The organism is Bacillus sp. CH30_1T, from assembly GCF_008364765.1.
In the GTDB taxonomy this organism is placed as follows: domain Bacteria; phylum Bacillota; class Bacilli; order Bacillales; family Bacillaceae_B; genus Rossellomorea.
Genome location: NZ_VTUY01000003.1, coordinates 217,347 through 243,202, shown reverse-complemented (window position 1 = coordinate 243,202; position 25,856 = coordinate 217,347). Strand labels below are relative to the sequence as shown.

27 protein-coding genes and 1 other annotated feature are annotated in these 25,856 nt (G+C 40.1%); of the genes, 7 read left to right on the top strand and 20 right to left on the bottom strand.

What is annotated here, in order from left to right:
* Positions 1 to 269 precede the first annotated feature (269 nt).
* From F0342_RS06615 to F0342_RS06585, 7 genes are all read right to left on the bottom strand, one after another.
* Positions 270 to 842 carry a GNAT family N-acetyltransferase gene (locus tag F0342_RS06615; protein ID WP_149155200.1) on the bottom strand — a complete coding sequence of 191 codons (573 nt, stop codon included), beginning with the start codon at positions 840 to 842 and terminating at the stop codon, positions 270 to 272.
* Between the two features lie 259 nt (positions 843 to 1,101).
* A complete protein-coding gene (locus F0342_RS06610; RefSeq protein WP_395940663.1) occupies positions 1,102 to 2,295 on the bottom strand; it encodes a putative glycoside hydrolase in 1,194 nt (397 codons plus the stop codon).
* Between the two features lie 241 nt (positions 2,296 to 2,536).
* Entirely contained in the window at positions 2,537 to 3,472 is a 936-nt protein-coding gene (locus F0342_RS06605; protein ID WP_149155199.1) for an ABC transporter ATP-binding protein, read from the bottom strand.
* Positions 3,472 to 4,542: an ABC transporter ATP-binding protein gene (locus F0342_RS06600; protein WP_113969955.1), complete on the bottom strand. Its 1,071-nt coding sequence runs from the start codon at positions 4,540 to 4,542 to the stop codon at positions 3,472 to 3,474. Before F0342_RS06600 ends, F0342_RS06605 begins: the two co-directional genes overlap by 1 nt.
* Before the next feature lie 19 nt (positions 4,543 to 4,561).
* Complete coding sequence (gene opp3C, locus F0342_RS06595; RefSeq protein ID WP_149155197.1) at positions 4,562 to 5,587, bottom strand: oligopeptide ABC transporter permease; 1,026 nt, start codon at positions 5,585 to 5,587, stop codon at positions 4,562 to 4,564.
* On the bottom strand, positions 5,587 to 6,516 hold the full coding sequence (gene opp3b, locus F0342_RS06590; protein WP_149155196.1) for an oligopeptide ABC transporter permease: 930 nt from the start codon (positions 6,514 to 6,516) through the stop codon (positions 5,587 to 5,589). Before opp3b ends, opp3C begins: the two co-directional genes overlap by 1 nt.
* A 169-nt stretch (positions 6,517 to 6,685) precedes the next feature.
* Positions 6,686 to 8,341, bottom strand: coding sequence for a peptide ABC transporter substrate-binding protein (locus F0342_RS06585; protein ID WP_149155195.1), 1,656 nt, complete (start codon positions 8,339 to 8,341; stop codon positions 6,686 to 6,688).
* A 507-nt stretch (positions 8,342 to 8,848) separates the two neighbouring features.
* Here F0342_RS06585 and F0342_RS06580 point away from each other — a divergent pair.
* Together F0342_RS06580 and trpS are read left to right on the top strand one after the other, a co-directional pair.
* On the top strand, positions 8,849 to 9,232 hold the full coding sequence (locus F0342_RS06580) for a DUF3899 domain-containing protein (RefSeq protein ID WP_188048433.1): 384 nt from the start codon (positions 8,849 to 8,851) through the stop codon (positions 9,230 to 9,232).
* Positions 9,233 to 9,276: 44 nt separating this feature from the next.
* Positions 9,277 to 9,509 (top strand) — a binding site (T-box leader).
* 51 nt (positions 9,510 to 9,560) lie between these two features.
* Positions 9,561 to 10,559 (top strand): tryptophan--tRNA ligase, encoded by a 999-nt coding sequence (gene trpS / locus F0342_RS06575; RefSeq protein WP_149155193.1) that lies wholly within the window; start codon positions 9,561 to 9,563, stop codon positions 10,557 to 10,559.
* Positions 10,560 to 10,687: 128 nt separating this feature from the next.
* Here trpS and F0342_RS06570 read toward each other — a convergent pair whose 3' ends face one another.
* The 5 genes from F0342_RS06570 to F0342_RS06550 all read right to left on the bottom strand — a co-directional run bounded on the left by F0342_RS06570 (position 10,688) and on the right by F0342_RS06550 (position 14,982).
* Positions 10,688 to 11,437 (bottom strand): YjbA family protein, encoded by a 750-nt coding sequence (locus F0342_RS06570; RefSeq protein WP_149155192.1) that lies wholly within the window; start codon positions 11,435 to 11,437, stop codon positions 10,688 to 10,690.
* Between the two features lie 84 nt (positions 11,438 to 11,521).
* The gene (locus F0342_RS25810; RefSeq protein WP_430313385.1) at positions 11,522 to 11,731 is read right to left on the bottom strand and encodes a YuzI family membrane protein; all 210 of its coding nucleotides are present in this window, start codon (positions 11,729 to 11,731) and stop codon (positions 11,522 to 11,524) included.
* 167 nt (positions 11,732 to 11,898) lie between these two features.
* Positions 11,899 to 12,690, bottom strand: a complete 792-nt coding sequence (locus F0342_RS06560) for a DUF2268 domain-containing putative Zn-dependent protease (RefSeq protein WP_188048432.1) — start codon at positions 12,688 to 12,690, stop codon at positions 11,899 to 11,901.
* Between the two features lie 70 nt (positions 12,691 to 12,760).
* The gene (fabF, locus tag F0342_RS06555; protein WP_149155190.1) at positions 12,761 to 14,005 is read right to left on the bottom strand and encodes a beta-ketoacyl-ACP synthase II; all 1,245 of its coding nucleotides are present in this window, start codon (positions 14,003 to 14,005) and stop codon (positions 12,761 to 12,763) included.
* Between the two features lie 44 nt (positions 14,006 to 14,049).
* Complete coding sequence (locus tag F0342_RS06550) at positions 14,050 to 14,982, bottom strand: beta-ketoacyl-ACP synthase III (protein WP_149155189.1); 933 nt, start codon at positions 14,980 to 14,982, stop codon at positions 14,050 to 14,052.
* Between the two features lie 197 nt (positions 14,983 to 15,179).
* Between F0342_RS06550 and F0342_RS06545 the strand changes: the two genes are divergently transcribed.
* On the top strand, positions 15,180 to 15,395 hold the full coding sequence (locus F0342_RS06545) for a hypothetical protein (protein WP_149155188.1): 216 nt from the start codon (positions 15,180 to 15,182) through the stop codon (positions 15,393 to 15,395).
* Between the two features lie 46 nt (positions 15,396 to 15,441).
* On the opposite strand, the gene F0342_RS06540 is transcribed toward F0342_RS06545, so the two are convergent.
* The 4 genes from F0342_RS06540 to F0342_RS06525 form a co-directional block, all read right to left on the bottom strand.
* The gene (locus F0342_RS06540; RefSeq protein WP_149155187.1) at positions 15,442 to 15,630 is read right to left on the bottom strand and encodes a ComZ family protein; all 189 of its coding nucleotides are present in this window, start codon (positions 15,628 to 15,630) and stop codon (positions 15,442 to 15,444) included.
* The gene (locus F0342_RS06535) at positions 15,630 to 16,595 is read right to left on the bottom strand and encodes a BMP family ABC transporter substrate-binding protein (RefSeq protein WP_149155186.1); all 966 of its coding nucleotides are present in this window, start codon (positions 16,593 to 16,595) and stop codon (positions 15,630 to 15,632) included. The genes F0342_RS06540 and F0342_RS06535 overlap by 1 nt, the downstream gene beginning before the upstream one ends.
* Positions 16,596 to 16,709: 114 nt before the next feature.
* Positions 16,710 to 17,465, bottom strand: a complete 756-nt coding sequence (locus F0342_RS06530; protein ID WP_149155185.1) for a hypothetical protein — start codon at positions 17,463 to 17,465, stop codon at positions 16,710 to 16,712.
* Positions 17,449 to 18,192: a hydrolase gene (locus tag F0342_RS06525; RefSeq protein ID WP_149155184.1), complete on the bottom strand. Its 744-nt coding sequence runs from the start codon at positions 18,190 to 18,192 to the stop codon at positions 17,449 to 17,451. The genes F0342_RS06530 and F0342_RS06525 overlap by 17 nt, the downstream gene beginning before the upstream one ends.
* A gap of 286 nt (positions 18,193 to 18,478) precedes the next feature.
* Here F0342_RS06525 and F0342_RS06520 point away from each other — a divergent pair, with 286 nt between their 5' ends.
* On the top strand, positions 18,479 to 18,646 hold the full coding sequence (locus tag F0342_RS06520) for a YjzD family protein (protein WP_395940667.1): 168 nt from the start codon (positions 18,479 to 18,481) through the stop codon (positions 18,644 to 18,646).
* Positions 18,647 to 18,675: 29 nt separating this feature from the next.
* On the opposite strand, the gene clpB is transcribed toward F0342_RS06520, so the two are convergent.
* Complete coding sequence (gene clpB, locus F0342_RS06515; protein ID WP_149155182.1) at positions 18,676 to 21,279, bottom strand: ATP-dependent chaperone ClpB; 2,604 nt, start codon at positions 21,277 to 21,279, stop codon at positions 18,676 to 18,678.
* 160 nt (positions 21,280 to 21,439) lie between these two features.
* Positions 21,440 to 21,619 carry a YjzC family protein gene (locus F0342_RS06510; RefSeq protein ID WP_113969938.1) on the bottom strand — a complete coding sequence of 60 codons (180 nt, stop codon included), beginning with the start codon at positions 21,617 to 21,619 and terminating at the stop codon, positions 21,440 to 21,442.
* A gap of 205 nt (positions 21,620 to 21,824) precedes the next feature.
* Here F0342_RS06510 and F0342_RS06505 point away from each other — a divergent pair, with 205 nt between their 5' ends.
* Positions 21,825 to 22,634 (top strand): undecaprenyl-diphosphate phosphatase, encoded by an 810-nt coding sequence (locus F0342_RS06505; RefSeq protein ID WP_149155181.1) that lies wholly within the window; start codon positions 21,825 to 21,827, stop codon positions 22,632 to 22,634.
* 72 nt (positions 22,635 to 22,706) lie between these two features.
* Positions 22,707 to 23,399, top strand: coding sequence for a Crp/Fnr family transcriptional regulator (locus tag F0342_RS06500; RefSeq protein ID WP_149155180.1), 693 nt, complete (start codon positions 22,707 to 22,709; stop codon positions 23,397 to 23,399).
* Between the two features lie 186 nt (positions 23,400 to 23,585).
* Here the strand turns inward: F0342_RS06500 and F0342_RS06495 are convergent, their stop codons facing one another.
* Complete coding sequence (locus tag F0342_RS06495) at positions 23,586 to 23,894, bottom strand: metal-sulfur cluster assembly factor (RefSeq protein ID WP_044337705.1); 309 nt, start codon at positions 23,892 to 23,894, stop codon at positions 23,586 to 23,588.
* 84 nt (positions 23,895 to 23,978) lie between these two features.
* On the bottom strand, positions 23,979 to 24,752 hold the full coding sequence (locus F0342_RS06490) for a prolyl oligopeptidase family serine peptidase (protein WP_149155179.1): 774 nt from the start codon (positions 24,750 to 24,752) through the stop codon (positions 23,979 to 23,981).
* Between the two features lie 184 nt (positions 24,753 to 24,936).
* Here F0342_RS06490 and F0342_RS06485 point away from each other — a divergent pair, with 184 nt between their 5' ends.
* On the top strand, positions 24,937 to 25,752 hold the full coding sequence (locus F0342_RS06485) for a Cof-type HAD-IIB family hydrolase (RefSeq protein ID WP_149155178.1): 816 nt from the start codon (positions 24,937 to 24,939) through the stop codon (positions 25,750 to 25,752).
* The last annotated feature ends 104 nt before the right edge of the window (positions 25,753 to 25,856 follow it).

Genomic DNA, 25,856 nt, shown 5'->3' with positions numbered 1-25,856 from the left:
ATATAGAGTATTTCATTTTAAACATCGGCTGTTAATTAAAATAAGTTTAAATAAGAAATCTCTATTATGTATTATACATGAATTACTGTCCCTTGAACATAGTTTTAACCAATTTGTCAAATTTCCTATACATAGGTTTAACATATGCTATATGATCTCTTTCTACTATGGCTTTACCCGGTTCAAAAAGAGCCTAAACATGATATAGGACATTTTCATTTTTTCATTTAGAAAACCTTATTGCGAATGGACAATAAGGTTCTTTTGATTTAGAGATTTTTCAGAACATCCCCATCTCGGTCTTTGTCTTTCTTCAAGACTTCTTCAACCGGCTGGTAAGACGCACCATAAAACTTTTTATCATTATAAGTGTGGATTAATTCATATGTTTTCTTCATAGAATTGAAGATCAGATCTTCTGATTCGTTATTTGGAGCCCAATAAAGGATTTCCATTTCATTGATTTCGTTTGTTGCAAGGGATCGACGTGCATATCCAATACTGACAGCATGTTCGAATCCTTCACGCTTGTAGAACTTTAAACGCTTTTCAGTGTCAGTATCTTCATAATCAACTGGCTCTACTTCTAAAATAATCGCTTTGTTCTTTTCCTTTAACTTCTCGAGCAGCTTATGACCTAATCCTTGTCCACGAGCATCCTTTGAGACAAAAAGATAATCGATAAAGATGAAATCATCAAGCTCGGCATACATAAGTACGTGGTATTGCCCCTCATCTTTATGGTAGATGTCGCTTCTTTCTTTGAGTAATGACTCAAGGTGTTCTTTTGATTTCATTTCCTCTACCGGGAAATACTTATTTAACTTTTCATACCAATGCATGGATCTACTCCTTTAAAAGAATTTTGGGTGACATTGACTAACGGGATACAATTATGTTTCTCAGAAAAAAAATGTTTATGTTTGATGTTAGTCTCATCCGTGGGATAAAAAATACGGAATCACAGGCTTGAAACACCTATGAAGAGGGTAATGTGGTTGAAAGCGGTTAATCTTACCAATACTTTAATGATAACAATGTTTGAGTATTTTTTCAAATCGAAAAGACCGCCCCTTAAACTTCCCAGGTCGGTCTTCTCGATCAAGGTGTATAATCTACACCTTCTGTATACGTATTACCGGCATCCCATAAAAGGAATTCTTTAATGCCTTGATCATTCAATGCTTTAATCTGTGCTTCAACTTCTGCTTTTCCGTAGGCTTTATAGTTTCCACTTCCTAACCAGGAAGCAGTGAAATCCTGTAGCCATGGTCTTGAAATAGGAGGATTTTCTAATTCTGCTAATTTAGAATTTTCAAGCTTAGCATATTCAGAAACCAATTCATAAGGTTGTAAATCGGGCTTTGCAATTCCAAAGTACGGAGTCCAGTGACTTGGATAAATCATGGATGAAATCACATCGACATTTTCAGATATCTTGGAGAAGTTCTGTCCAATCCCAGGTGCCTCTGGAAGCGTTGCTGTATAACCGAAAATGTCCACAGAAACCTTAACTCCATATGGCTCGAGTTTTTTATGCGCGTACTCTACAAAATCTGTAACGGCATGCACACGTTTCTGTACATTATCTGAGTCTTGATTCGCATATTCGCCACCATTATATTGCAGCTCATCATCACGTTTTTCAAAACCTTCAGGGAAACGGACATAATCAAACTGGATTTCCTGGAATCCCATCTTAGCGGCTTCGATTGCAATTCCCACATTATAATCCCACACTTCTTTCAGGAATGGGTTCACAAAGGATTCACCTCTGCCATTTTTCCATACCTGGCTTCCATCTTTAAAGGAAAGCTCGGGTTTCTCATTCGCTAAAACTGTATCTTTGAATACCACAATTCTTGCGATCGGGTATATCTGTTTTTCTTCAAGTGTCTTTAAAATCGCTTTAGGATCTTTGATATAAGGCTGACCTACTTTAGCGTATGGAGAAGATTCATCGGGTTCGTATGTAACATATCCGTGATCATCTTTAATATCAATAACCATTGCATTTAGATCCGTATCATCCATTAGTTTCGTTAAGCTGTCAAATCTCGCTCCACCAGCAGAGTGACCTGTAACATAAACCCCTCTAACCGCATCAGGATATTCAAATTCAAAGCCCGAATCAAATGCAAATCTTGGGGCGGGACTTGCTATTTCTTTCTTACTTAAAGAAAGACTTCTCTTCTCATGGGCAGCCGTCCCTTCTCCTTCAGCACTCGCTGTTTGGAACGGCAATACGCACATTGTGACTAAACATAAGGATGTCGCTACCTTACTCCATTTCAAAATAAACCTCTCCTCTATTAAATAAGCTATCTAGTAAAATATGTAACACCTTATACTATTCTAACAAGGAAATAACTTGAAAGAAAAGGGGTATTACTCCTAATCTGTCGAAATTTCCAAGGAAATTAAATATCTTCATTATATAGTATGATTTTCATGTTAAAAAAGAATAAAATAAGCTATTATGAAAACCCTTCATTAAAAAAAGCTCCCCTCATAAAAGGGAGCTTTTGTAAAATGTTTAGCTTTTGTACTGAGCTTTATACTGCGCAAACTCTTTCTCCGAGCAATATACGAAATGGCCAGGCGCCACTTCACGCATTTCAAGATTATCATCCTCTGTATAATTGTGAACAGAAGGATTATATTCTTTTCTTCTGCGTGTGCGCTCATACTCTGGATCCGGTAACGGAATCGCTGATAAAAGAGATTGCGTATAAGGATGTAGCGGGTTCTTGTAAAGGGCATCACTCGGTGCCAACTCGACTAACTTACCAAAATACATAACCCCGATGCGATCACTGATATATTTTACCATGGAAAGATCATGGGCGATAAATAAGTACGTTAGTCCTTTCTCTTTCTGAAGCTCTTGCATAAGATTAACTACCTGTGCCTGAATCGAAACGTCAAGAGCCGAAATTGGCTCATCGGCAATGATGAAGTCCGGGTCTACTGCCAAGGCACGGGCAATCCCGATACGCTGTCTTTGACCACCAGAGAATTCATGCGGATAACGGCCGGCATGCTCTTTATTCAAACCAACTGTTTCAAGCAGGTCATGAACCCTCTTTATGCGTTCTTCTTTGGAAGAAGCCAGTCCATGAATGTCAATACCTTCAGCAATGATATCCGCAACCTTCATACGAGGGTTCAAACTTGCGTATGGATCCTGGAAGATCATTTGCATCTTACGGTTGAACTTCTTTAATTGTGAACGCGATTTTTTACCATGAACGTCCTCACCATTAAAGAGAACCTGACCGTCTGTAGCATCATACAAACGAATGATCGTTCGACCAGTCGTTGATTTACCGCAGCCAGATTCCCCTACCAGGCCAAGGGTTTCCCCTTTATAAATATCAAAGCTGATATCATCGACAGCTTTAACCATATTCGGTTTCCCCGGGTTAAAGTACTGTTTTAAATTTTTGATTTCCAATAATTTTTCTGCCATTATGAACGAACCCCCTCAACAAGTACCGGCTCTTTATAATTAGAAGGCATTTGTCTATGTCTTAATTTCACGATTTCAGGTGGCTCAACTTTTGGAGCACTCGGGTGCAATAACCAGGACTTCACATAATGAGTATCTGAAACCTGATAATATGGCGGCTCTTGTTCAAAATCCACTTTCAAAGCATATTCACTGCGAAGAGCGAATGCATCCCCTTTAGGTGGATTTAATAAATCCGGTGGAGTCCCAGGTATGGCAACCAGCTCCTGCTCACCTTCTGTTTCTGTTGTCGGCATTGAGCCGATCAATCCCCAAGTATATGGGTGGCGTGGATCGTAGAAGATTTCATCCACTGTACCTGTCTCAACAATTTGTCCACCATACATAACAGCTACACGATCAGCTACGTTCGCAACAACTCCAAGATCGTGGGTGATGAAAATGATGGAAGTTTCTATCTTTGTTTGTAAATCTTTCATCAATTCAAGGATCTGAGCCTGGATGGTAACATCCAATGCCGTCGTCGGCTCATCGGCAATCAGAATCTTCGGATTACAAGCAAGAGCGATTGCGATGACCACACGTTGACGCTGACCACCCGAGAATTGATGAGGATATTGTTTAAAGCGAGTTTCCGGACTAGGCAGACCAACAAGTTTAAGTAACTCGATGGCACGTTTTTTCGCATCATTTTTACTCATATTCTGGTGCTTCACCAGAGGTTCCATGATCTGTTTACCAATTGTCATTGTAGGGTTCAAGGACGTCATCGGATCTTGGAAAATCATAGAGATATCTTTCCCACGGATTTTCTGCATATCCTTTTCCGGTAATTTTGCTAAGTCTTTCCCCTCAAATAACATTTCTCCACCCTTAATGAAGCCTGGAGGATTTGGGATCAATCTCATGATCGCCTTAGTAGTTACTGATTTACCGGAACCAGATTCACCTACAATAGCTAGTGTTTCACCTTTATCTAAATGGAAATCTACACCTCGGACAGCCTGAACTTCTCCTCCATGCGTATTGAAGGAGACGTGTAGATCTTTCACTTCTAAAATTTTTGACATATTCATAATCTCCCTTCCATTACTTACGCATTTTCGGATCTAGTGCATCACGCAGACCATCGGCCATTAAGTTGAAGCTTAAGATGACTAATGAGATGACAGCTGATGGTACCAGCATCATATGAGGAAATGACTGGATTGATTTATACCCATCATTAACCAATGATCCCAGTGATGCTCTTGGAGGAGCAATCCCCAATCCGATAAAGCTTAAGAATGCTTCTGTGTAAATCGCAGCAGGTACTGTGAACATAGTTGTAATGATAACAGGTCCCATTACGTTTGGAAGTAGGTGTTTAAAGATCAAACGGTTGCTGGTAGCCCCAAGTGTTCGTGAAGCAAGTACAAATTCCTGATTTTTCAACTGTAACACTTGTCCACGAACGATACGTGCCATACCAGTCCAACCGGTTATTACCATAGCCATGGTTATCGAGAATATCCCAGGTTCGAATATCAAGATAAAGAGAATAACAACTATTAAGTTTGGAATTCCAACAAGAATTTCAATAATACGCTGCATGACATCGTCCACTTTTCCACCGTAATAAGCAGAAATTCCACCATATGAAATTCCAATGATAAAATCGATGATCGCTGCAAGTATACCAATATAAAGTGAAATACGGGTTCCGTTCCATGTACGGGTCCATAGGTCACGTCCTAAGTCATCTGTACCAAACCAATAGTTTTCTTTAATTTGTCTTGCTTCATAAACATCAAAACCATCTGCATCTTTTCCGTCAAAAGGGAGCCAACTAATTCCTGAAAGCGCTTCAATTTTTGGTGGCAGCTTTGCATGCCTGATATTTTGATCGCTAAATTTATACTCGTTCATCATTGGACCAAAAGCGGCAAAGAAGAAAATGATTGCCGTGATAATAATTCCAGCAATCGCTCCTTTATTCTTACGTAAACGAATCCATGAGTCCTGCCAGAAATTTAAGCTCGGTCGCGAAATTTTCTCTGACTCGTCTTCCCTAGCCTTTTGGGGTTGGAAGAGGTCTGGACTAAGTTGATCTAGTTTCTTTTTGTTTGCTTCCATTATTTCTTCCCTCCAGCTAAGCGAATACGCGGATCAATGATTCCGTAAAGAATATCTACCAAAAAGATAACTCCAATGAATAAAGCGCTGAAGAAGAGGGTAATACCCATAATAACAGTGTAATCATTTGTATTAATCGATAGTACGAATTGCTCCCCTAAACCAGGAACAGCAAATATACGTTCAACTACAAGAGATCCTGTCATTACCCCAACTGTCATTGGACCTAAAATCGTTACAATAGGAATTAAAGCATTTCTAACAGCATGCTTTACAACTGTTGCAGTTTTAGAAATCCCCTTTGCTTTTGCTAGTAAAATATAATCGGAGTTTAATATTTCCAGCATTTCTGTACGCATGAAACGTGCGATGGTTGCTACTACGAATACGGTCAGCGCTAAAGTTGGAAGAATCGTGTGTTTGTATTCTCCCCATAATGCTACCGGCAGCCATTCAAGTTTAACCCCAACATAATACTGCAGAAGTCCTGCGAATACGAAGGAAGGAATTGATATACCCAGGACAGCAAGGAACGTTGAACCATAATCGACCCAGGTGTTATGTTTGATTGCTGCAACAATACCAATAAGTAGCCCTAAGAATGTACCTAATACCATAGCTTGGAATCCAAGAAGTGCGGAAGGACCAATACGATCTCCAACAATTTGAGTAACAGGACGATTATCGTATTGGAAGGACAACCCCAAATCCCCTTTCGCTAACCCAACCATATAATTCACATATTGTTCAGGTAGCGGGTCATTTAGACCGTATTTATCCATTATGATTTGTTGTTGTTCCGGAGTCAGCCTTTCTGCGTTTTGTAGTGGAGATCCAGGTAGGAGCTTCATCAGAAAGAAAGTGGCGGTTGCAATGATAAGCAAAGTGATGATCATATAGACGATACGTTGAATTGTATATCTGACCATTCTTTAGCCCCCCTTTTTTATCTTTTTTTTCTACATTTTAATTATATCGATTCTCGACAAATATTCAATATATTTTTACTTTTTTGATAATTTTCGACATTCACTGGAAAAGGAGAGCGTATGCTTACGCATACACTCTCCTCTGAAGGTTTGTTAATTGAGCTAACGATTACTCAATGTAAGCCCATTTGTATGATGCATCAGCACCAAATGAGTGACGTAACAGACCTTTAACATATGGACGCTCTAGGAAAGCAGTTCCACGTTGGTACATTGGGCTGATCGCTTGATCTTCGAAAAGAATCTTTTCTGCGTCAACCATTGCTTGCCAGCGAGCTTCCGGATCATCAAGAAGTTCACCTTTAGCTTGTTCGATTAACTTGTCATACTCTGGGTTAGAGTAAGCCATTTGGTTATGTGCACCATCAGTAACGAACATGTCAACAAATGTCATCGGATCTGGATAGTCAGGACCCCATCCGGCGAATGAAACATCATAATCACCTTTAGATTCTAACTCAAGCTTTTGCTTGAATGGTTGTGCTTTGATTGAAACAGTTAATCCTTCTAAGTTTTGCTCTAATTGTTCTTTTAAGAATTCACCGATTTTCTTAGAGCTGTCAGAGTCATAGTTTAGTAGTTCTAATTCAATAGAATCTTTCCCTAACTCTTCTTTCGCTTTAGCCCAATACTCTGCAGCTTTATCAGTATCGTAACCACCGAAATCACCTACAGCTTCACGATACTCAGCGTCGTCTGGACCAGAAACGAAATCTTTTGGTACTAAGAAGTACGCAGGAATTGAACCATTGTTTAGAAGAACGTCAACCATACCTTGCTTGTCATAAGCTGCATCAAATGCTTTACGAGCATTTACATTAGCCATGATTTCATTCTTTTGGTTTAAACGAAGGAAGAATACCGCAGTATCAGCCTTTGTTTTGAAGTTTTCATCTGATTTGTATTTATCTACGAATTCAGCTGAAAGACCAGCTACATCCGCTTTGTTTGTTTCATAAAGGTTTACACCAGTAGCAGTATCTTTAACGATATTGAAGTTAACTTCTTTTAACTTAACAGTTTCTGCATCCCAGTAACCGTCGTTCTTAGTTAACTTGAAGCTTTGCTCATGCTTCCACTCAGAAAGTGTGAATGGACCATTGTAAACTGCAGTGTCAGCTTCAAGACCGAATTTATCGCCTTGTTCTTCAACAAACTTTTGGTTTTGAGGATAGAAAGTTGCGAAAGAAAGTAAAGCTTTGAAGTAAGGTACAGCTGTTTCAAGCTGAACTTCTAATGTTTTTTCATCAACCGCTTTAACACCTAATTCTTCAACTGGAACTTCACCAGCATTTACTTTTGCAGCGTTTTTGATATCGTACATGATGTACGCATACTCAGCACCAGTATCAGGGTTTAAAGCTTTTTGCCAACCGTAAACGAAGTCGTTCGCAGTAACTGCATCTCCGTTTGACCATTTAGCATCACGGATTTTGAACGTGTATGTTTTACCATCTTCACTGATTTGTGGTTCTTCAGCAGCCATACCAAGTACAGCCTCATCATTTTCACCTAAACGGTAAAGACCTTCAAATACGTTGTTCATGACTTTGAACGATACAGCGTCAGTTGCTAGAGTAGAGTCCATTGATGGGATCTCAGAACTCTCAAGTAAGTTAAGTACCTGTTCTTTCTTCTCAGAAGACTCGCCGCCTTCGCCAGATGCTCCTTCGTTGCCCTCAGTTTTCTTGTCGCCGCCACAAGCAGCTAAGAAAGTACTTAGAGCAAGAAGAAGAACTAGCAAGAATGAAAACTTTTTCTTCATCTTGAAATTGACCTCCTCGTAAATCTCATATTTATTTATCTTCTAATTTTCAGAAGATTTGTTACTTATTATACATGATAGAGAAATTATTGCAATATGAATTTAACAGTTTTTTTGCTAAATTATCAGATTAGTAGGTATATTGATGCCGAAACGTTGGTATAAAAGGGTTTTAGTTGAACGTTTTAGAGAGTTCATCCCATTACAATTGTTACAAATGTAAATTTCCCAGCACGTATCTTATTATGTTTTTTGGGCCTATTCCTAAAATTACGACCTGATTTTCTATTATAAATATAAATATTCAGGACTAAATATAAAAAATAGAATACATACTTTATTCTAGTGATATTTTTATGATTTCACCTAAGCTTCAACTATGTACGCCATATACGGATTTATATTCTCCCTCCTCATACAATGCAAGATGGCTTGAATATATATGAATGATTGAATTCTCCTAAGTGCTTCATGTATACTTTTGATAAAAACATTTTAAGGAGAACTATGAAACGATTAAATTTTTTCTACTTACTTACCCTGCTGTTTTTCATCATTGCCATCGTCACTGCTATTTTTCAGGAAAAAAGCCTGTTTCTCTCTATTATAGATAGCTTGTTTATTATCGGAATAACGTATGTTGCCGCGGGTTCCCTCCTTTATATATTTCAAAAAGGATTTTTCAATGGCATCGTTTATGCCCTTAAGAGATTCCGAAACAGCACGAAACAAGGAAAGTATATTTCCCAGTTTGACGATCTGGACGAGACTAAGGAAGCCCATGAAGAATACGGAGTCAAGCGATCTTTTTCCATTACAAGGTCAGTACTGATAGTCGGCTCCATCACCCTGCTTCTTTCTATCGCCTTGTCCTATCTGCTGTACACTTGAATTACCCTTTGATTTTTCATATAATAAAAATATATAAATGAAAGTAATAAGCGTAGATGAAGAGTAGTACTTTTCAATATGATTTATAGAGAGCTTGTGGATGGTGAAAACAAGTAATCATTGGAAAGGGAATGGACTTCTGAGCTTTATTTGTGAAATGGAGTAGCATATAACGGATTTACCTCACGTTAAAGGGGTTCCATGCTCGTCATGGACTAAGCTGACTCATCTGAGTACTTAGGGTGGCACCGCGGAAATCATCCCATTCGTCCCTATCTTCAATAGGACGGGTGGGTTTTTATTTTGTGTAAAACAGGAGGAAATAAAGATGAAAACAATATTTAGCGGCATACAACCGAGCGGTACGATTACGCTTGGGAATTTCATCGGGGCCATGAAGCAATTCACTGAGCTTCAGGAAGAATACAATTGTTATTTCTGTGTAGTGGATCAACATGCAATCACGGTAGCACAGGATAAAATGGAGCTTCGTAAAAACATCCGAAGCCTTGCTGCACTCTACATTGCGTGCGGTATCGACCCTGAGAAATCAACACTATTCATTCAATCAGAGGTCCCTGCTCATGCACAGGCAGGATGGATCCTGCAATGTGTGACGTATATTGGTGAACTCGAAAGAATGACGCAATTCAAGGATAAATCACATGGGAAAGAAGCCGTTTCTGCAGGTTTGTTAACTTACCCACCATTAATGGCAGCCGATATTCTTCTATACGGAACAGATTTAGTTCCTGTGGGAGAAGATCAGAAACAACATTTGGAATTAACGAGAAATCTTGCAGAGCGCTTTAATAATAAGTACAACAGCATCTTTACAGTTCCTGATGTCAGGATTCCTAAAGTAGGCGCCCGCGTCATGTCCCTTCAGGATCCATTGAAGAAAATGAGTAAGTCCGACCTTAACCAGAAATCATTTATTACACTCCTCGACGATCCGAAACAGATTGAAAAGAAAATAAAAAGTGCTGTGACGGATTCAGAAGGAGTCGTTAAATACGATAAAGAAAACAAACCAGGAGTATCAAATCTCCTTTCCATCTATTCCATTCTTGAAGGCACTTCAATAGAAGGACTTGAACAAAAGTATGAAGGTAAGGGCTATGGAGACTTTAAAGGTGACTTAGCTCAAGTGGTCGTCAATGCCATTAAGCCCGTGCAGGACCGCTACTATGAATTGATTGATTCTGAAGAGCTGGATGATATCCTCGATCGCGGGGCAGAAAAAGCTAATTTCACAGCAAACAAAATGCTGAAGAAGATGGAAAAGGCCATGGGACTCGGGCGTAAAGAGAGAAAGAGAAAATAGCATTGTTGCTCAGAGCTTGCATATGAAGCTCTGGGCTTTTTTATTGTGACCGATCATCATCGCCTCCCCCCTCAAACCCTAAACAAAAACCCCAAGTCCATCACAGACTAGAGGTTTTCATCCACCTATCAATTTACCTTAGGACGATTCTCCACTTCCCACAGTTTTTCGAAGAAGGGTTGTCCCTTGATTAAATTTTCACAGAGGGTCAGGTGCTTGTCCGACCAGCCAAACTGCGTTTCTTCGTATAACATTTGCCAAATTTCTTCAAAGTCCAATTCCTGGATGGTCCGGTATCGCTGTGGAGCCCATTCGGTGTACCAGTAGCGGATTTCGGCCGTATTGTTCGAGCTGTGAAGCTGATCAAGCGCCATAAATAATAATTGCTTCAACTGTCTTTCTTTTCTCGTCAGTCCACTCATCATATATGGACTTGGTGAGAGAATGTGATAGGAATCCTCTCTTTTAGCCTCAGGCTGAATGGCATATTGCATCGTTTCATGACTTTCCACCATTTCATAGACGAGCTGTTCCTGTCTTGGGATCAGCCTGCTTTTTCTGATTGGAACGGTATACCCAATCGTATCCACTGCGAGTATTCCTGTCCCGTCTGTGACAATGAAGCAATAATCCAGCTGAATTCGTTCATGGTTTTTTCGTAAGTAAGCTTTTTGATAGACATTATTAAGCAGTTGTTGAGGTAACTCTGATAAATCATTCTCGATGTAATGAAATAGAACAGTGTCCACTTTAATGAGAGGAACTTGATCCAATAACTCAATAACGTCCTCTTTTCTCCATTCGTGAAAATGACAGACATTGTAGCCATTTTCTTCGCCTTCGAACCAATTTACCCATACATCATGAAGATATAACATGATTGACCCCTCGCTTTGCTACAATCTTATTTGTCAATCAGTATAGGCAAATCGGTGTAAATTTATTCCTATTCAACAAGGGTTTTATAGATAGTGATTATTTTTCCTTCGGGGGATATAGATCGAGAGCGTGATGATGAGAATCCCTAAGAGAAATAAATAGCATTCGACTCGGGTGGATACGAAAAGAATATAGTCTGAAAAAGTCATTCCGGTGGTGAGAAGGTTTAAATAAATTATTAAACTCACTCCTCCTGAAACAGCCAGTCCAAACCCGATAAACAATACAAACATTCGAAACACCATACCTTCCGCCTCTATCCTCGCATTTAGAGATTTAGCTCGTCCATTCTTACTATAGTTTATGAGGGTAAATGGAAGATATGACGAAATTAGGCTCCTATTTTCATCACCTGCCTAGTATTCATAAAAATACCTGACAGATTTGATCCCCCATTCTCCTATGGTAAGAAGGTTGATGATGCTTTTCCTATTAGGGCTATGGTAGATGTAATATTCTTCTTCAAATAATTTTCTACCAGATAATAACCAGCAGCATAACCCAGCATGTTAGGATACGATTTCTTCCCAAGAAGTAAGTGATCGTGAAGGGGACTGCTTCTTGTTACATCCAAATTAGGCTGAATCCATTTATCGTAATAACGTGACATTTCTTTTTCTTCATATGCCTTTGTCCAGGAAGCTGAGTATTTTTCTCCACAGTACTCTTTAACGGCATGTTCTGCCAGTCCTTCAAAAATGATTGAATCCAATAAGGTATATTGTGTGTCTTTTTTGTTTAGTAATTTCATTCTGACACAGTGATGGTATTCATGAACAAAGAGAGCTTCGTACTCTTTCATATCTTCATGTTCTGTTATAAAAAAGAAAATCTCGTCTTTAAAGCATACACCTGACTTTTTCATTGACGATTGGAACATACCTCTCTTTTCCTGCACGGGAAATAAGTAAATAGGTACATTGGGACCATTCCATTTTCTTTTATACTTTTTTTCATAAAGGGCAAACCGTTCCCAAATGTTATGTTCTTTCATCTTTTCGTAAATGTCTTCGGCATGCTGTGATGATTTGTACATGCCATGCCTCATAAGGTATTGATAAAACGATTTTTGATCGTCTTTTCCGTTAATTGTATTCTTTAACAGCTCTAAAGGCTTATGAATGGATTCCACCAGCCATTCATCAGTAGGAGCAACGGTCACCTTCATCCCTCTTTCCTGGCTTTTTATCATGTATATGTAAAGGAAAGAGAGTTCACAACAAAAAACGAGCCTGCTAACGTGTAGCAGACTCGTTCTCATTTTAGTTGTTATATTTTTTAAAGACGATCGTAGCATTATGGCCACCGAAACCTAATGAGTTACTCATCGCCACATTCACTTCCTGTTTTCTTGCTTCGTTCGCTACATAATCAAGATCACAATCCGGATCTGGTGTTTCTATATTGATTGTTGGAGGCAACACACTGTCTTTCATCGCGAGTACTGTGAAAATCGCTTCAACTCCCCCTGCTGCTCCCAGAAGATGACCTGTCATGGATTTCGTTGAGCTCATGGCTAATTTATAGGCATGTTCCCCAAATACTTCTTTTACTGCCATCGTTTCGTATTTATCATTGTAAGGAGTGCTTGTTCCGTGAGCATTAATATAATCCATTTGCTCAGGAAGGATTTCACCGTCATCCAATGCCATTTTCATTGCTCGGGCTCCACCTTCTCCAGCCGGTGCAGGAGCTGTGATATGATACGCATCACCTGTACAGCCATAGCCTACGATTTCAGCATAGATCGGCGCTCCTCGTTTCAGTGCATGCTCAAGCTCTTCCAGAACCACGACACCTGCTCCTTCTCCCATGACAAATCCGTCACGGTTTGCATCGAACGGTCTCGAAGCTTTTTCAGGATCTGTATTAGTCGAAAGAGCTGTGTTTGCACAGAAGCCCGCTACTGACATCTTTGTAATCGGTGCTTCTGCCCCACCTGAAACCATGACATCCGCATCTCCCCGCTGGATGACTTTAAATGCATCTCCAATCGAATTGGTCCCTGTCGCACATGCAGTGACTGTGCAAGAGTTAAAGCCCTTTGCTCCCAGCATGATGGAAACTTGTCCAGCAGCCATATCAGGAATGATCATTGGAACGAAAAATGGACTTACTCTGCGATACCCTCGCTTTTGGAAGGTTTCATATTGCTGTTCGAACGTTTCCATTCCACCAATACCCGAACCGATCCACACGCCGACGCGGTGAGCGATTTCGTCTGTAATGTCGAGCTTGGAATCTTTGACAGCCATTAACGATGCTGCAATCGCATAATGAGTGAAGCGATCCATTTTTCTCGCTTCTTTTTTTTCGACACCGAAATCCTCGATATTGAAATCTTTCAATTCTGCTGCCACTTTGGCTGGATAATCGTCTGCATTTAAGCGCGTTAACGGACCTACACCCGTTTTCCCTGCTAAAATATTTGCCCACGTTGATTCAACATCATTACCTAACGGGGTAACACTTCCCAATCCTGTTACAACTACACGTTTCTTGTTCATTTATTCCATCTCCTTTGTCTGCAAGTTATAGAAGAGAGTTCTATTTATTTGCCCCAGCGCATGATAATAGCGCCCCAGGTTAAACCGCCGCCGAATCCTACCATGACGACCACATCATTTTCTTTCACTCTTCCTGCTTCTAAATCTTCCACTAATGAAACAGGGATAGAAGCTGCTGAAGTATTCCCGTATTTATTTACAGTTTTAGACATCTTTTCAATAGGCAATTCCAATCGTTGTCTTGCTGCTTCCATAATACGGATATTAGCTTGGTGAGGAATTAAGAAATCAACATCTTCTTTCTTTAAACCTGCTTTTTCAATGACATTCACACTCGATTCGCCCATTTGACGAACGGCAAATTTAAAAACTTCGCGTCCATTCATGATGATGTTTTCTTCCTGGTACAAATGCTTTGCACCCGATCCGTCTGCACCTAATTCAAAGGCAAGTATTCCCTTATCATCGGGAACCGGTCCAAGTACTGCTGCACCTGCTGCGTCCCCGAACAGAACAGCCGTATTCCGGTCATCCCAATCTGTGACCTTGGATAACTTTTCAACTCCTATAACGAGTACATGCTTATACGCACCATTGTCGATAAACTGCTTTGCCGTAATCATACCATACATAAATCCGGCACATGCAGCACTTATATCCATCGCAGCTGCTTTTTTTGCTCCTAATCTTTCTTGAAGTAAGCATGCTACAGATGGAAATGGCTGGTCAGGTGTCACCGTAGCCACTAGGATCAGATCAATTTCTTCTGCCGAAATATCTGCATCCGCAATGGCCGTTTTTGCTGCTTCGTACGCCATGTCTGATGTGTCTGTTTCATTATCTGCTATTCTTCGCTCTTCAATGCCCGTTCTCGTACGAATCCATTCGTCAGATGTATCCACCATTTTCTCAAGATCTGCATTGGTTACGATTTTCTCTGGAAGGTAACGCCCAATTCCAATAATTCCTGTATTCATACCGGCATTCCCTACTTTCTTTTTATGTTTTTTTCTTATTCTTTAGTTTATTATCAATTATTATGACTTGGTACTAATTTTATCGAAGATTTCTACTTTCTGCAATTATTTTTTCTTTTCCCTTTCTTCTATGCGTTTGACTATACTCGTACAACCCCCCTTTCATAGGTTACATAGTAGGTAGAGGGGGTGAGGAAATGTCTGAAGAAAAGAAGCTGCATCCATTTGATCAGATGATGTATGGAGGAAGAATCCGAAAAAAAGAAGCGGCTCCTTCTCAGGAGAAGCGTGAAGGCAGCAATGAAGGAGGATCATTACTCGATGGCGTTCACTCCATGATGAATTCCATCGATGAATTGAAACCACTCTATAAGAAAATCAGTCCATTATTAAAGCAATGGAATATTAAATAAAAAAAACGGTTCATTGAAAAATTCAATGAACCGTTTTACTGTACACTCACTCTTTATGTAAGGCATCCTGTTTGCCTAATTCATAGGCTTCACTCATGACTTGTGTAAATAGCGACATGAATGGTTGCAGCATTTCGGGAGTGAACTCAACACCCGCTTGATCCAGTTGCTCTTTTGCTTGTGGGAAGTACTTCATGGCAATCTGCATGAATTCCATCGTTTTGTCTTGATTCATTACTTCGATTCCTTTCCGTTCGGCAATTTGCCTGTTTCGATGTAGGCTTGAACATGTTGCTTCATCTCAGCTTGAAAATCTTCTGGAATGATAGGACTATATTTACCCATGGAAATGACTCCGTCTTCAAAATCAAATTCGAGGTTTCCAGAATCGAGTTCGCCTTTCGCGAATCTTTCCGCAACTATACTATACAGTTTATCTGCATGCTGCACAGTACTCGTTAATACCGTGGATTCACCTAAATCTGATTGATCCGAGACATAGCCAATGGCATAGAGACCCTTTTCCTTCAGTTTTTCGATTACAGCTACATTATAGCCGTCACCTGCAGGATATACAACATCAACACGTTGATTCATTAATCCCTCCAACTTTTCGAAGGCAATATCTTGATCATTCCAGTGATTGGTGTACTCGACAATGAGCTCCGTTTCACTATCTTGGTATTTCACTCCATCTATAAACCCTTGAACCTCGGGTTGCCATTCAAAAGCAGCAATCACCCCGACTATATTCGTATTGGTTTGATAAGCTGCTGTCATGCCTCCGAAGAAGCCCATTGCATAGCCCTTAAATTGTAGGCTTGTTGTATTCTCCTCTGTGGCATCCCCATTAAAGCTTACAAAATGGATGTTGGGATAATCACCGGAAAGGGTGTTAAATATCCCGGAATATTCACTTCCGTGGCCAAACACTAAGGTAACATCATCATCACTGTACTCTTTTACCGCTTGTTTAATTGATGTATCATTTTTTATGCTCTCTTTATAGAAAACGTCTGCATTGTAATCGGATTGAATTTTCAATAATCCTTTGTAACCTTTTGTTCCCCATACTCCATCGCTTACGGTTTCCGGAACCAGTAAACCAACTTTTTCTATTTCAACGCTGTCTCCTGTTGAACAACCACTTATTCCAATAAGGAATACAATCATGAAAATGGTGTAAAATTTCTTACTCATGTGCAGCAACTCCTTTAAAGCCCGTGCAGCATCTATAAAAAAGAATCAATAGCAAATTATTACATCATATTTATTTTACCCTCATCCCTATCCACAAGGAAAGAAAAAGTTTTCTTATTCCTGAATTTCATGCAAATGAATGCCTCTTAATTGTTCTTTAATGACCGATTCATGAGACTTGGACGGCTTGACGATAAGCTCTTTTCCATTTGGTTCGGCATCCATTCTGACGGGAGTAAAAGACTTCTTCGTTACATACGATAAGGCTTCCTTCCAGCTTTGATTTGAGAGTGCTTTCACCTTATAGATTTCTTCTGAATTGGATGAATGCTTTATTATAGATCGGGCAGCGTCCTTTACATAGATCGCTCCACTTGGATCATCAATGTATGGAGAGTCACCATCTTCTCCATTTAAAAGTTGAGCGAACAGAAATTCTGTCGGCTGGTGAATTCCGTACAGAGTTGGAAGGTAGAATACTGTTCCTTCTTGGCATTTTTGATCTCTGTCCAGATTGGAATAGATTCGAATGATCGAGAGGGGTTGTTCAATTTTTGACAGCAGCCCTTCTACTTCTGACAAGTAACTTACTTTATCTTCTCTTACCTGATCATAGTATGGAAGGAACACACTGCATCCTGATTGTACTTCCTTATCCCAGTCTTCATAAGGAACATATTGAATGTTTGAGTTCCTTCCAATTCCTAACCACTTTTCCTCTGTTTCTTTTGTTTCATCCACTGCCGTTACGGTCCATCCATTCTCAAGAAGGGCATCACAAAGCTCAAATCCCAAAAACTGTTGAGAGGCAAATACGAATGCATGATTCAAGTCAATCACTCCAATGTGTTTGTTATAACTCTTTCTCATGTAAAGAAAAGTATGAAGCAAATTTCCTTCCCAGAGAAGCACGTTTTTCAGGGAGTACAAAGAACAAATCCGTTGATGTGCCTTTTTCTAAACGCTCCGTATATATATCTTTTATGAGAGTGAATTGATTTTTATAACGATTAAGAGTCGTTGATTGAACAATGTAAAGCGGAATCGAGATATTTTTAAATACTTCGTAGTCCTTCGATTGTTGACTGATGAAGGATTCGCACTCATCCTCTTTCAATCGAAACGTGTGTGAGAGTTCTTTTATTACCTTTTTATAAAAGAACTTCTGTTCCTTCTCTTGTTCCAGATGATCATATAAAGACACGCAAGGTGCAAGCATAACTGCACTTCTAATGTCCTGCTCCATTTTCGGATAGAGGTTTTTCAATACCAAAGCCCCCATTCCTTCAGCCAATATATGAATCTTTCCATTAATGATTTCATTTCGTTTCACATGCTGATAAAGTCGTTTGGCTAACTGCACGGCTTGATTGCTACCCCAATTCGCTCCGTAAAGATTACTATAATACACAATGTAGCCTTTGGCGGTCAGTTCTTGAATCCACTTGTAACGTGCCTCATGTTGAACCCAAAAGCTGCTCTTATCATCTACATAGTGATGGGAATCACCTATTACCATTACAGCGAATCCATTTGGGCGTTCAGGATAATGAATCATGCACCACTCTTGCTCTAATTGAAACAATCGCTGATACATTAGAATTTCTCCTTTTACATAGTAAGTCATTATAGTTTATGTAAGGAGACAACATTGGTAAGGGAGATAGCCCAAAGAACCTTTGATATTTGCAAATTTAGTTAAAAAAGAGAGTATCCCTAAAGATTTTTACCGGTATATGATAAGGTTTACATTTCACAGATTAGTCATTTATTAATTCATGAACCTGTGGTAAGATAAAAAAGATTGAAATTGGTTAGAACACTCTAATAATGTATTAGTTGATTACATAGGAATGAGGTGACTTGACGTGAGATTTTTTTGGATGTTTTTCTGGGCATTTGCTCTGACTGAAATGTTAACTTACGTTGTAAGTTCAATGAATGGAATTGCTTTTCACTTTGAAACAGGATTAATTATATCGGTTTGTGTAACGATATTAGTATTTCTTATCACGCTTGTTATACCAAACGAGCCAGTCGAAAAGCACTAAAAAAAGCAGCCAAGTCCGGCTGCTTTTTTTTATTTATCCTTCTTAATGATCGATATACCGTTCTCTCCTCTGTCGATGGAAATGGTTTCGTTTGACCTGATATTTCCTGCTATCAGTTCTCTTGCCAGTTTGGTTTCGATTTCTCTCTGCAAATACCTTTTCAAAGGGCGTGCACCATAAACCGGATCAAAGGCTTCCTGTGCTATATATTCTTTTGCACCTTCCGTTAATGACAATGATATATGCTGTTCTTCCACTCGGTTTTGCAAGTCTTCTACTAGCTTATCGATGATCCCTTTTATATTCTCAATGCTCAATGGTTTAAAGAGAATAATGTCGTCTACCCGGTTAAGGAATTCCGGTCTGAAAGAGGAACGAAGCTGACTCATGACCAGATTCTTCGTTTCTTTATCAATTTCCTCTTCCCCCTTATTCCGTTCAAGAAGATGAGAGGATCCGATGTTAGAGGTCATAATGATAACCGTGTTCTTACAATCAACTGTCCTTCCTTGAGAATCGGTTATCCTCCCATCATCGAGCATTTGCAGAAGAATATTGAATACTTCTGGATGAGCTTTCTCAATTTCATCAAGTAGGATGACCGAATACGGTTTGCGTCTGATCGCTTCTGTCAGCTGGCCACCTTCTTCATAACCAACATAACCTGGAGGTGCACCAATCAATCGTGAAACCGCATGCTTCTCCATATATTCAGACATATCAATCCGAATTATCTGTTCCTCACTATCAAATAACGTGTGAGCAAGTGTCTTCGCAAGTTCTGTCTTCCCTACTCCCGTTGGACCCAAGAAAATGAATGAACCAATTGGACGATTCGGATCTTTAATACCTGCTCTCGCACGAATAACGGCGTCACTCACTAATTGAACAGCCTCATCCTGCCCGATCACCCTTTCATGCAAAATGCGATCAAGTTTTAACAGCTTCTCCCTTTCACCTTCTACAAGCTTAGTGATCGGTATCCCTGTCCATCTTGCTACAATATTTGCCACTTCATCCTCCGTCACTTCTTCACGCAGCAACCGCCCTTCCTGCTCTTTCATCATCTCAGACTCAACAGCAACAAGTTCTTTTTCCATAGCTGGAATCCTGCCATGACGAAGCTCAGCAGCTTTATTCAGATCATAATCACTTTCAGCGTCTTCGAGTAAACGCCTGAGCTTCTCCAGTTCTTCCCGCTTCTCCTGGACGATCCCTATGCTTTCTTTCTCCTGCTGCCATTTTAACTTCATCGTATTCGCTTTTTCCTTCAGATTGCTTAAATCTTCACGGATTCGATCCAGGCGTTCAAGACTGGCAGAATCCTTTTCATTATTTAAAGCAGCTTCTTCAATTTCCAGCTGCATCACTTTACGTGTCACTTCATCCAATTCTGATGGCATCGAGTCAATTTCCGTCCTGATCATCGCACATGCCTCGTCGATTAAGTCTATTGCTTTGTCCGGCAAGAAACGGTCGGATATATAGCGATCGGAAAGTCTTGAAGCTGCCACAATGGCCCGGTCATGAATATTTACTCCATGATGAATTTCAAATCGTTCCTTTAAGCCCCTTAGAATAGATATCGTATCTTCCACATTTGGTTCCTGAACGAGTACTTGTTGGAAACGTCTTTCCAAAGCGGGATCCTTTTCAATGTACTTACGGTATTCATTGAGCGTGGTAGCACCTATACAATGAAGTTCTCCCCTCGCAAGCATCGGCTTTAAGATATTCCCCGCATCCATCGCTCCTTCTGTTTTCCCTGCTCCAACAATCGTATGGAGCTCATCAATGAAAAGAAGAATGCGTCCCTCACTCTTTTTCACTTCCTGCAATACGGCCTTTAAGCGTTCCTCAAACTCACCCCTGAACTTGGCACCTGCAACTAAAGAGCTCATATCTAATTCGAAGATGGTATTATCTTTCAAGCCTTCCGGGACATCTTTTCTGACAATCCGCTGTGCAAGTCCCTCAACGATGGCCGTCTTACCGACTCCGGGCTCTCCTATGAGGACAGGATTATTTTTCGTTTTACGGGAAAGGATTCGAATCACGTGGCGGATTTCACTGTCCCTGCCTATGACCGGATCTATTCTTCCCGACTTGACCTCCGCAACAAGATCCCTTCCATATCTTTTCAACGCCTCATATTTCACTTCAGGATTCTGTGTGGTCACCTTGCTCCCTCCTCTAATTGTCTCAATGATCTCCTTAAATTCTTTTTCTGTTACATTGTGTTTTGTTAAGTATGTCGTAACCGGGTGGTTCTTTTGGTTGAATAGCCCAAGTGCAAGATGTTCGATCGAGATATAGTCATCTTTCCATTTAGCCTTTAATGCATCACTATCTTGCATAAGCTGATGGATATCTCTTGCAAAAAATCGGCCATACTGCAGACCATCCCCCTCTACAGAAGGGATTCCGTTTAACTTGTCATCGATCCAATTCTTTAAGTCTTCTACGTCTACTCCTGCACGCTCATAGATCGTTCTGAGAAAACTGTCTTCTGAGCTGAGGAGTGATTTCCAAAAATGAAAAAGGGTAATATCTGTATGTAGTCTTTCTTTAGCGGTCTCTCCCGCCAAAGCCAATCCTTCTTGAATGCTGTGAGTCATATTATCAAAATTCATCGTGCTACACCTCGCATTTTGACCTTTATTGACCTTTCCATCTATTATATATCTTTCCATGGAAAAAGGAAAAGAAAAAGGAACAAGGAGAGCCTCCTATAGACGTCACCATCCTTACTAAGGTGGGTTGCCGTCACGGCATCCTTGTTCCCTTATGGGGTTAAGGTTTTCTCATATACGTCCATAGACGATTATGGTTTGAGTTTTCAGGAAATCGGTCCCCCGCATTTAATCGTAGTTTCTGCGGATTTTTCACCATACTCCCAGTTTCACCAATTTCGATATATTCACCATTATTAGGTGCTTTTTCTCCAGCTTTGAACTGTCGTGACTGGCCCATTCTTACCCCTCCTTTTCGAAGCGATGCTTCCTTACTATTTTTCTACAAGGCTGAGCATTCATGCATGCCATATGAAGGATATCAGAATGCTTTATATGATAAACAAGTTACGGTTCGGTTAAACATTTGGAAAAAGGCTTTACAGTCTTTCCCTTTATGGTGTTAAATTAAAAACTGTGGAGAAAAAAAGCTTGGAGGAAACACAATGGATTTTTATCTGATTATGAAATATTTATTTTTAGGGATTTTTCAAGGGTTTACTGAACCAATCCCGATTTCATCCAGTGGGCATTTATTATTAGCACAGCATTTCCTTGGAATCAAGGATGCTACCCTAACATTTGAAATGCTGGTTAATACGGCTTCGTTAGTGGCTGTACTCATTATTTACCGTGAAGATATCATGCGCCTGGTCGTGAATGGCTTAGGCTATTTCAAACATAAAACACCAGAAACGAAACGTGATTTTCATTTCATTGTTTACTTATTGATTGGTACGATCCCTGCCGGGGTGATTGGTGTATTATTTGGTGACGTGATTGAGAAAAATTTAACTTATGTATGGACAGTAGGGGTTACTTTAATTATTACCGGAATTGCCTTGTGGTTAATCCGTAACCTTCGAGGAAGAAAAAATGATGGCGATTTAAATGTGAAAGACGCTATCATTATCGGTCTTGCCCAGGCAGTAGCCCTTATCCCTGGAATCAGTCGTTCAGGTGCAACCATTGTTGCGGCAATGGCAAGCGGGATGAAAGCTGAAACGGCATTACGATTCTCTTTCCTGCTCTATATCCCTGTAAGTGTCGGGGTTATGGTATTCGGTATAAGTGATTTGATCAAGGATCCGAACCTTGCTTCAATGGCCATTCCTTACTTAGTCGCGTTTATTGCGTCTCTTATTGCTTCATACTTCTCTTTAAAATGGTTCATGAATATTATGGCTAAAGGTAACCTGAAATATTTTGCCATTTACTGTGCCGTTGTCGGAGCTGCTGTTTTAATTTTCGCGTAAATCACTTCTAACTGTCTGTTTCCTTTGGTAGGCTTTAAGAATAAGACATTACGATGGAAATGATGTGATCTCATGAGTGAAAATCTAGAAGTTCCTTCCGGTATTAAACAATTATTTTTCGAGAAAAAAACGTTGAAAACCGTTAAAAAAGGAACTTTCCTGTTTCAAGAGGGGAAACCAGCTCACGAGATATACTTAATCAAAAGTGGTCGAGTTCAGATCAGCAAAGTGATTCCTGATGGCCGGGAGTTGTCATTACGCATATGTTCAAGTGACGATGTGATCGGGGAGTTAACGTTATTTACGGAAGAAGCTTACTATATGCTCAGTGCAAAAATCCTTGAGGACACGGAGACTTATGTACTTCCTAAAGAAGCCTTTGAAGATAAGCTATCTGGTAATAACGGTCTGACAATCCAATGGCTAAAATGGATTCAAATTCAAAATCAACAAAATCAAACGAAGTTTCGGGATCTGGTTCTTCATGGAAAAAAAGGTGCACTCTACTCAACACTGATCCGTATGTCCAACAGCTATGGAAAAACAGTTAAAAATGGCATACTGATTGATTTTCCGTTATCCAATCAGGAGCTGGCCAATTTCTGTGGTTCCTCAAGGGAAGTCGTGAATCGGTTACTTAGTGAATTAAAGAAATACAATATCCTGGTGTGGGAAAAAGGATATTTCACGATACTTGATTTGAATTTTCTCAAAGATGAAATCGATTGTGAGAACTGTCCGGTTTCGATCTGTAGGATTGACTGATGACCAGATGCATGAATAAAGCCGAGGATGCAGTAGAGATACTGCATCCTCGGCTTTTTACTTGTCCAGCTCCGGCGGCTAGACCCTCGAGGTCATAAGTCAAGCCTGCCAAAAAGGCAAAAAACGCCTTTCCGGCAGGCTCGTCTTATGCTTGTCGGGCCTGACCAGTCGGCTCCGCTTTTCGTGTTACCTAATCCCCAATGCAATTTTAGCATAGCGGGACATGTTGTCTTTGCTCCATGGCGGATTCCAGACGATGTCTACTTCTGTTTCCTTCACTTCAGGGATGTCACTTAGGGCTGTTTTCACTTGATCGACAATGGTACCAGCCAGCGGGCACCCCATTGAGGTAAGTGTCATAGTGACCGTTGCTTTACCTTCTTCATCCAGATCCACGTCATATACCAGACCTAAATTGACAATGTCTATTCCTAATTCAGGGTCAACCACCTGTTCCAGTGCCCCCATCAAATTATCTTTAAGATCTTGATCCATGCTAACACTCCTTTGCTCTCAATACTTGTCCCATTTCTATTTTCACTATTCATCTTAACAAAAGAACGTTTATAAAACAAAACGTTAGGCCGATAGATGTTTCTCAAACCACTCAACAAGCTTTAACACGCCTTCTCTCGTTACTTTATGATCCGCTTTATCATCTTCTATAAATAACAGGTTATCCTCCTGGGATTCATAGTATGGCAGGATGCTTTGGTAGAATTCGTGTGTCAGGTTGAATGGTACAACTTTGTCCCGTTTTCCGTGCCAGAACATCAATGGTCTGCCGCTAAGTTTTTCAGGTTGAAGACTTAAGTCATAATGAGCCAGTTCGCTTATCATGTTTTCTATTTCTTCATCGCTGAATGGAAGTTCATATCCTAAAGATTCAACTTGGTCCAACTGAGCTTGAGCAAACTTCACATATGTAGGATTCCCCATCAGCGAGACAGCAGAAGAGATCCAATCATATTGAGTCAACGCTCCAAGTGTGACGATACCACCCATTGAGGTCCCTGCAACTCCGATACCATTATGAACGAGCAATCCTTTTTCTTCAAAATGGCCTTTAATAATCGATAATTCATGAATCGTATTTAAGACGATCTTCCAGAATACTTGTCCTAATTGATGCTCTGATTTGCCTGTCGACCGCTCTCCATGCTCTAAACAATCGGGAAGAATCACTCTAAATCCTTTTTCCGCAAGATAATAGGCGTAATGTAAATTATGCTCCTTGGCACTTGTAAATCCGTGGATAAAAAAACATACCGGGACTTGCTTATCTATATCCTCTTCTTTTACAAGGTGAAGAAATGGAATGCTTTGAATGGTTGATTTGTCAACTAAGATCATATGTGGTCTCTCCCTCCTGAATGCATTTCACTTTACTATGATATCCTAGATTTGGTAGTATGTATAATATTTAAATCGTAAGCGTTTGTAAACATTTTTCAAATGATATGAAGCTGGGGTGGACAACTTTCAATGTCTGGCGCTAAAATTGCCTTAATACCAATAAGATTGGGGATTTGTATTCATGAACGCACAAGAAAAGCATCTGATTGTTCTGGATTTAGACGGAACACTATTAACGGATGAGAAGAAAATCTCATCAAAAACTCACGATATATTAAAAAGAGCACGTATGAAAGGGCATGAAGTGATGATTGCCACCGGCAGGCCATATCGTGCGAGTGAATTGTATTATCAACAATTAAAGCTAACTACTCCGATAGTAAATTTCAACGGTGCTTTCGTGCATCATCCTATGGATGATGCATGGGGATTGTATCACGAGCCGATGGATTTAACAGTGGCAAAACAAATCATTGATGCATGTGACGATTTTAAATTCCGCAACATTGTTGCCGAAGTGATGGATGATGTGTATCTGCACTATCACGATGAAAAGATCATAGATGTATTCATGATGGGCAATCCAGCGATCTCAACTGGAGACATCCGAAATGTACTTTCTGATCATCCTACTTCCATGCTCATTCACGCTGAGGAAGAAGATGTTCCGGAGATTCGTGCACACCTGGATGATGTTCATGCAGAATTGATTGATCATCGCCGCTGGGCTGCACCGTGGCACATCATCGAAATCGTTAAATCAGGATTGAATAAAGCAGTTGGTATTGAACGAGTTGCATCAACATTAAATATTCCGCAAGAACGGATTATTGCATTCGGAGATGAAGATAACGATCTTGAAATGCTTGAATATGCAGGTACTGGAGTTGCCATGGGGAATGCCATTGATCCCCTTAAAGATATTGCCAATGAAGTGACATTTTCGAATCAAGACGACGGGATCGGACGCTACTTGCAAAAACGTTTTAATCTCTAAACCAGAACGTTTTTGGAAGCTGTGGGTATATCTTCTTACTGTATTCCACCACCACTTGAGCCATACTAAAAAGGAGCGCATCATGCGTTCCAACTTGCAAAAGG

Bases quoted from the DNA above. Each gene is read 5' to 3' on its own strand.
- F0342_RS06520 (WP_395940667.1), top strand. From the start codon at position 18,479: ATGTTTTTCTGGGCATTTGCTCTGACTGAAATGTTAACTTACGTTGTA.
- opp3C (WP_149155197.1), bottom strand. From the start codon at position 5,587: ATGGAAGCAAACAAAAAGAAACTAGATCAACTTAGTCCAGACCTCTTC.
- F0342_RS25810 (WP_430313385.1), bottom strand. From the start codon at position 11,731: ATGTTTGTATTGTTTATCGGGTTTGGACTGGCTGTTTCAGGAGGAGTG.
- F0342_RS06505 (WP_149155181.1), top strand. From the start codon at position 21,825: ATGGATTTTTATCTGATTATGAAATATTTATTTTTAGGGATTTTTCAA.
- F0342_RS06545 (WP_149155188.1), top strand. From the start codon at position 15,180: ATGTCTGAAGAAAAGAAGCTGCATCCATTTGATCAGATGATGTATGGA.
- F0342_RS06560 (WP_188048432.1), bottom strand. From the start codon at position 12,690: ATGATAAAAAGCCAGGAAAGAGGGATGAAGGTGACCGTTGCTCCTACT.
- trpS (WP_149155193.1), top strand. From the start codon at position 9,561: ATGAAAACAATATTTAGCGGCATACAACCGAGCGGTACGATTACGCTT.
- F0342_RS06570 (WP_149155192.1), bottom strand. From the start codon at position 11,437: ATGTTATATCTTCATGATGTATGGGTAAATTGGTTCGAAGGCGAAGAA.
- F0342_RS06550 (WP_149155189.1), bottom strand. From the start codon at position 14,982: ATGAATACAGGAATTATTGGAATTGGGCGTTACCTTCCAGAGAAAATC.
- F0342_RS06525 (WP_149155184.1), bottom strand. From the start codon at position 18,192: ATGTATCAGCGATTGTTTCAATTAGAGCAAGAGTGGTGCATGATTCAT.
- F0342_RS06600 (WP_113969955.1), bottom strand. From the start codon at position 4,542: ATGTCAAAAATTTTAGAAGTGAAAGATCTACACGTCTCCTTCAATACG.
- fabF (WP_149155190.1), bottom strand. From the start codon at position 14,005: ATGAACAAGAAACGTGTAGTTGTAACAGGATTGGGAAGTGTTACCCCG.
- F0342_RS06530 (WP_149155185.1), bottom strand. From the start codon at position 17,465: ATGAGAAAGAGTTATAACAAACACATTGGAGTGATTGACTTGAATCAT.
- F0342_RS06510 (WP_113969938.1), bottom strand. From the start codon at position 21,619: ATGGGCCAGTCACGACAGTTCAAAGCTGGAGAAAAAGCACCTAATAAT.
- F0342_RS06535 (WP_149155186.1), bottom strand. From the start codon at position 16,595: ATGAGTAAGAAATTTTACACCATTTTCATGATTGTATTCCTTATTGGA.
- F0342_RS06495 (WP_044337705.1), bottom strand. From the start codon at position 23,894: ATGGATCAAGATCTTAAAGATAATTTGATGGGGGCACTGGAACAGGTG.
- F0342_RS06615 (WP_149155200.1), bottom strand. From the start codon at position 842: ATGCATTGGTATGAAAAGTTAAATAAGTATTTCCCGGTAGAGGAAATG.
- F0342_RS06500 (WP_149155180.1), top strand. From the start codon at position 22,707: ATGAGTGAAAATCTAGAAGTTCCTTCCGGTATTAAACAATTATTTTTC.
- opp3b (WP_149155196.1), bottom strand. From the start codon at position 6,516: ATGGTCAGATATACAATTCAACGTATCGTCTATATGATCATCACTTTG.
- F0342_RS06540 (WP_149155187.1), bottom strand. From the start codon at position 15,630: ATGAATCAAGACAAAACGATGGAATTCATGCAGATTGCCATGAAGTAC.
- F0342_RS06605 (WP_149155199.1), bottom strand. From the start codon at position 3,472: ATGGCAGAAAAATTATTGGAAATCAAAAATTTAAAACAGTACTTTAAC.
- F0342_RS06490 (WP_149155179.1), bottom strand. From the start codon at position 24,752: ATGATCTTAGTTGACAAATCAACCATTCAAAGCATTCCATTTCTTCAC.
- F0342_RS06585 (WP_149155195.1), bottom strand. From the start codon at position 8,341: ATGAAGAAAAAGTTTTCATTCTTGCTAGTTCTTCTTCTTGCTCTAAGT.
- F0342_RS06580 (WP_188048433.1), top strand. From the start codon at position 8,849: ATGAAACGATTAAATTTTTTCTACTTACTTACCCTGCTGTTTTTCATC.
- clpB (WP_149155182.1), bottom strand. From the start codon at position 21,279: ATGAATTTTGATAATATGACTCACAGCATTCAAGAAGGATTGGCTTTG.
- F0342_RS06485 (WP_149155178.1), top strand. From the start codon at position 24,937: ATGAACGCACAAGAAAAGCATCTGATTGTTCTGGATTTAGACGGAACA.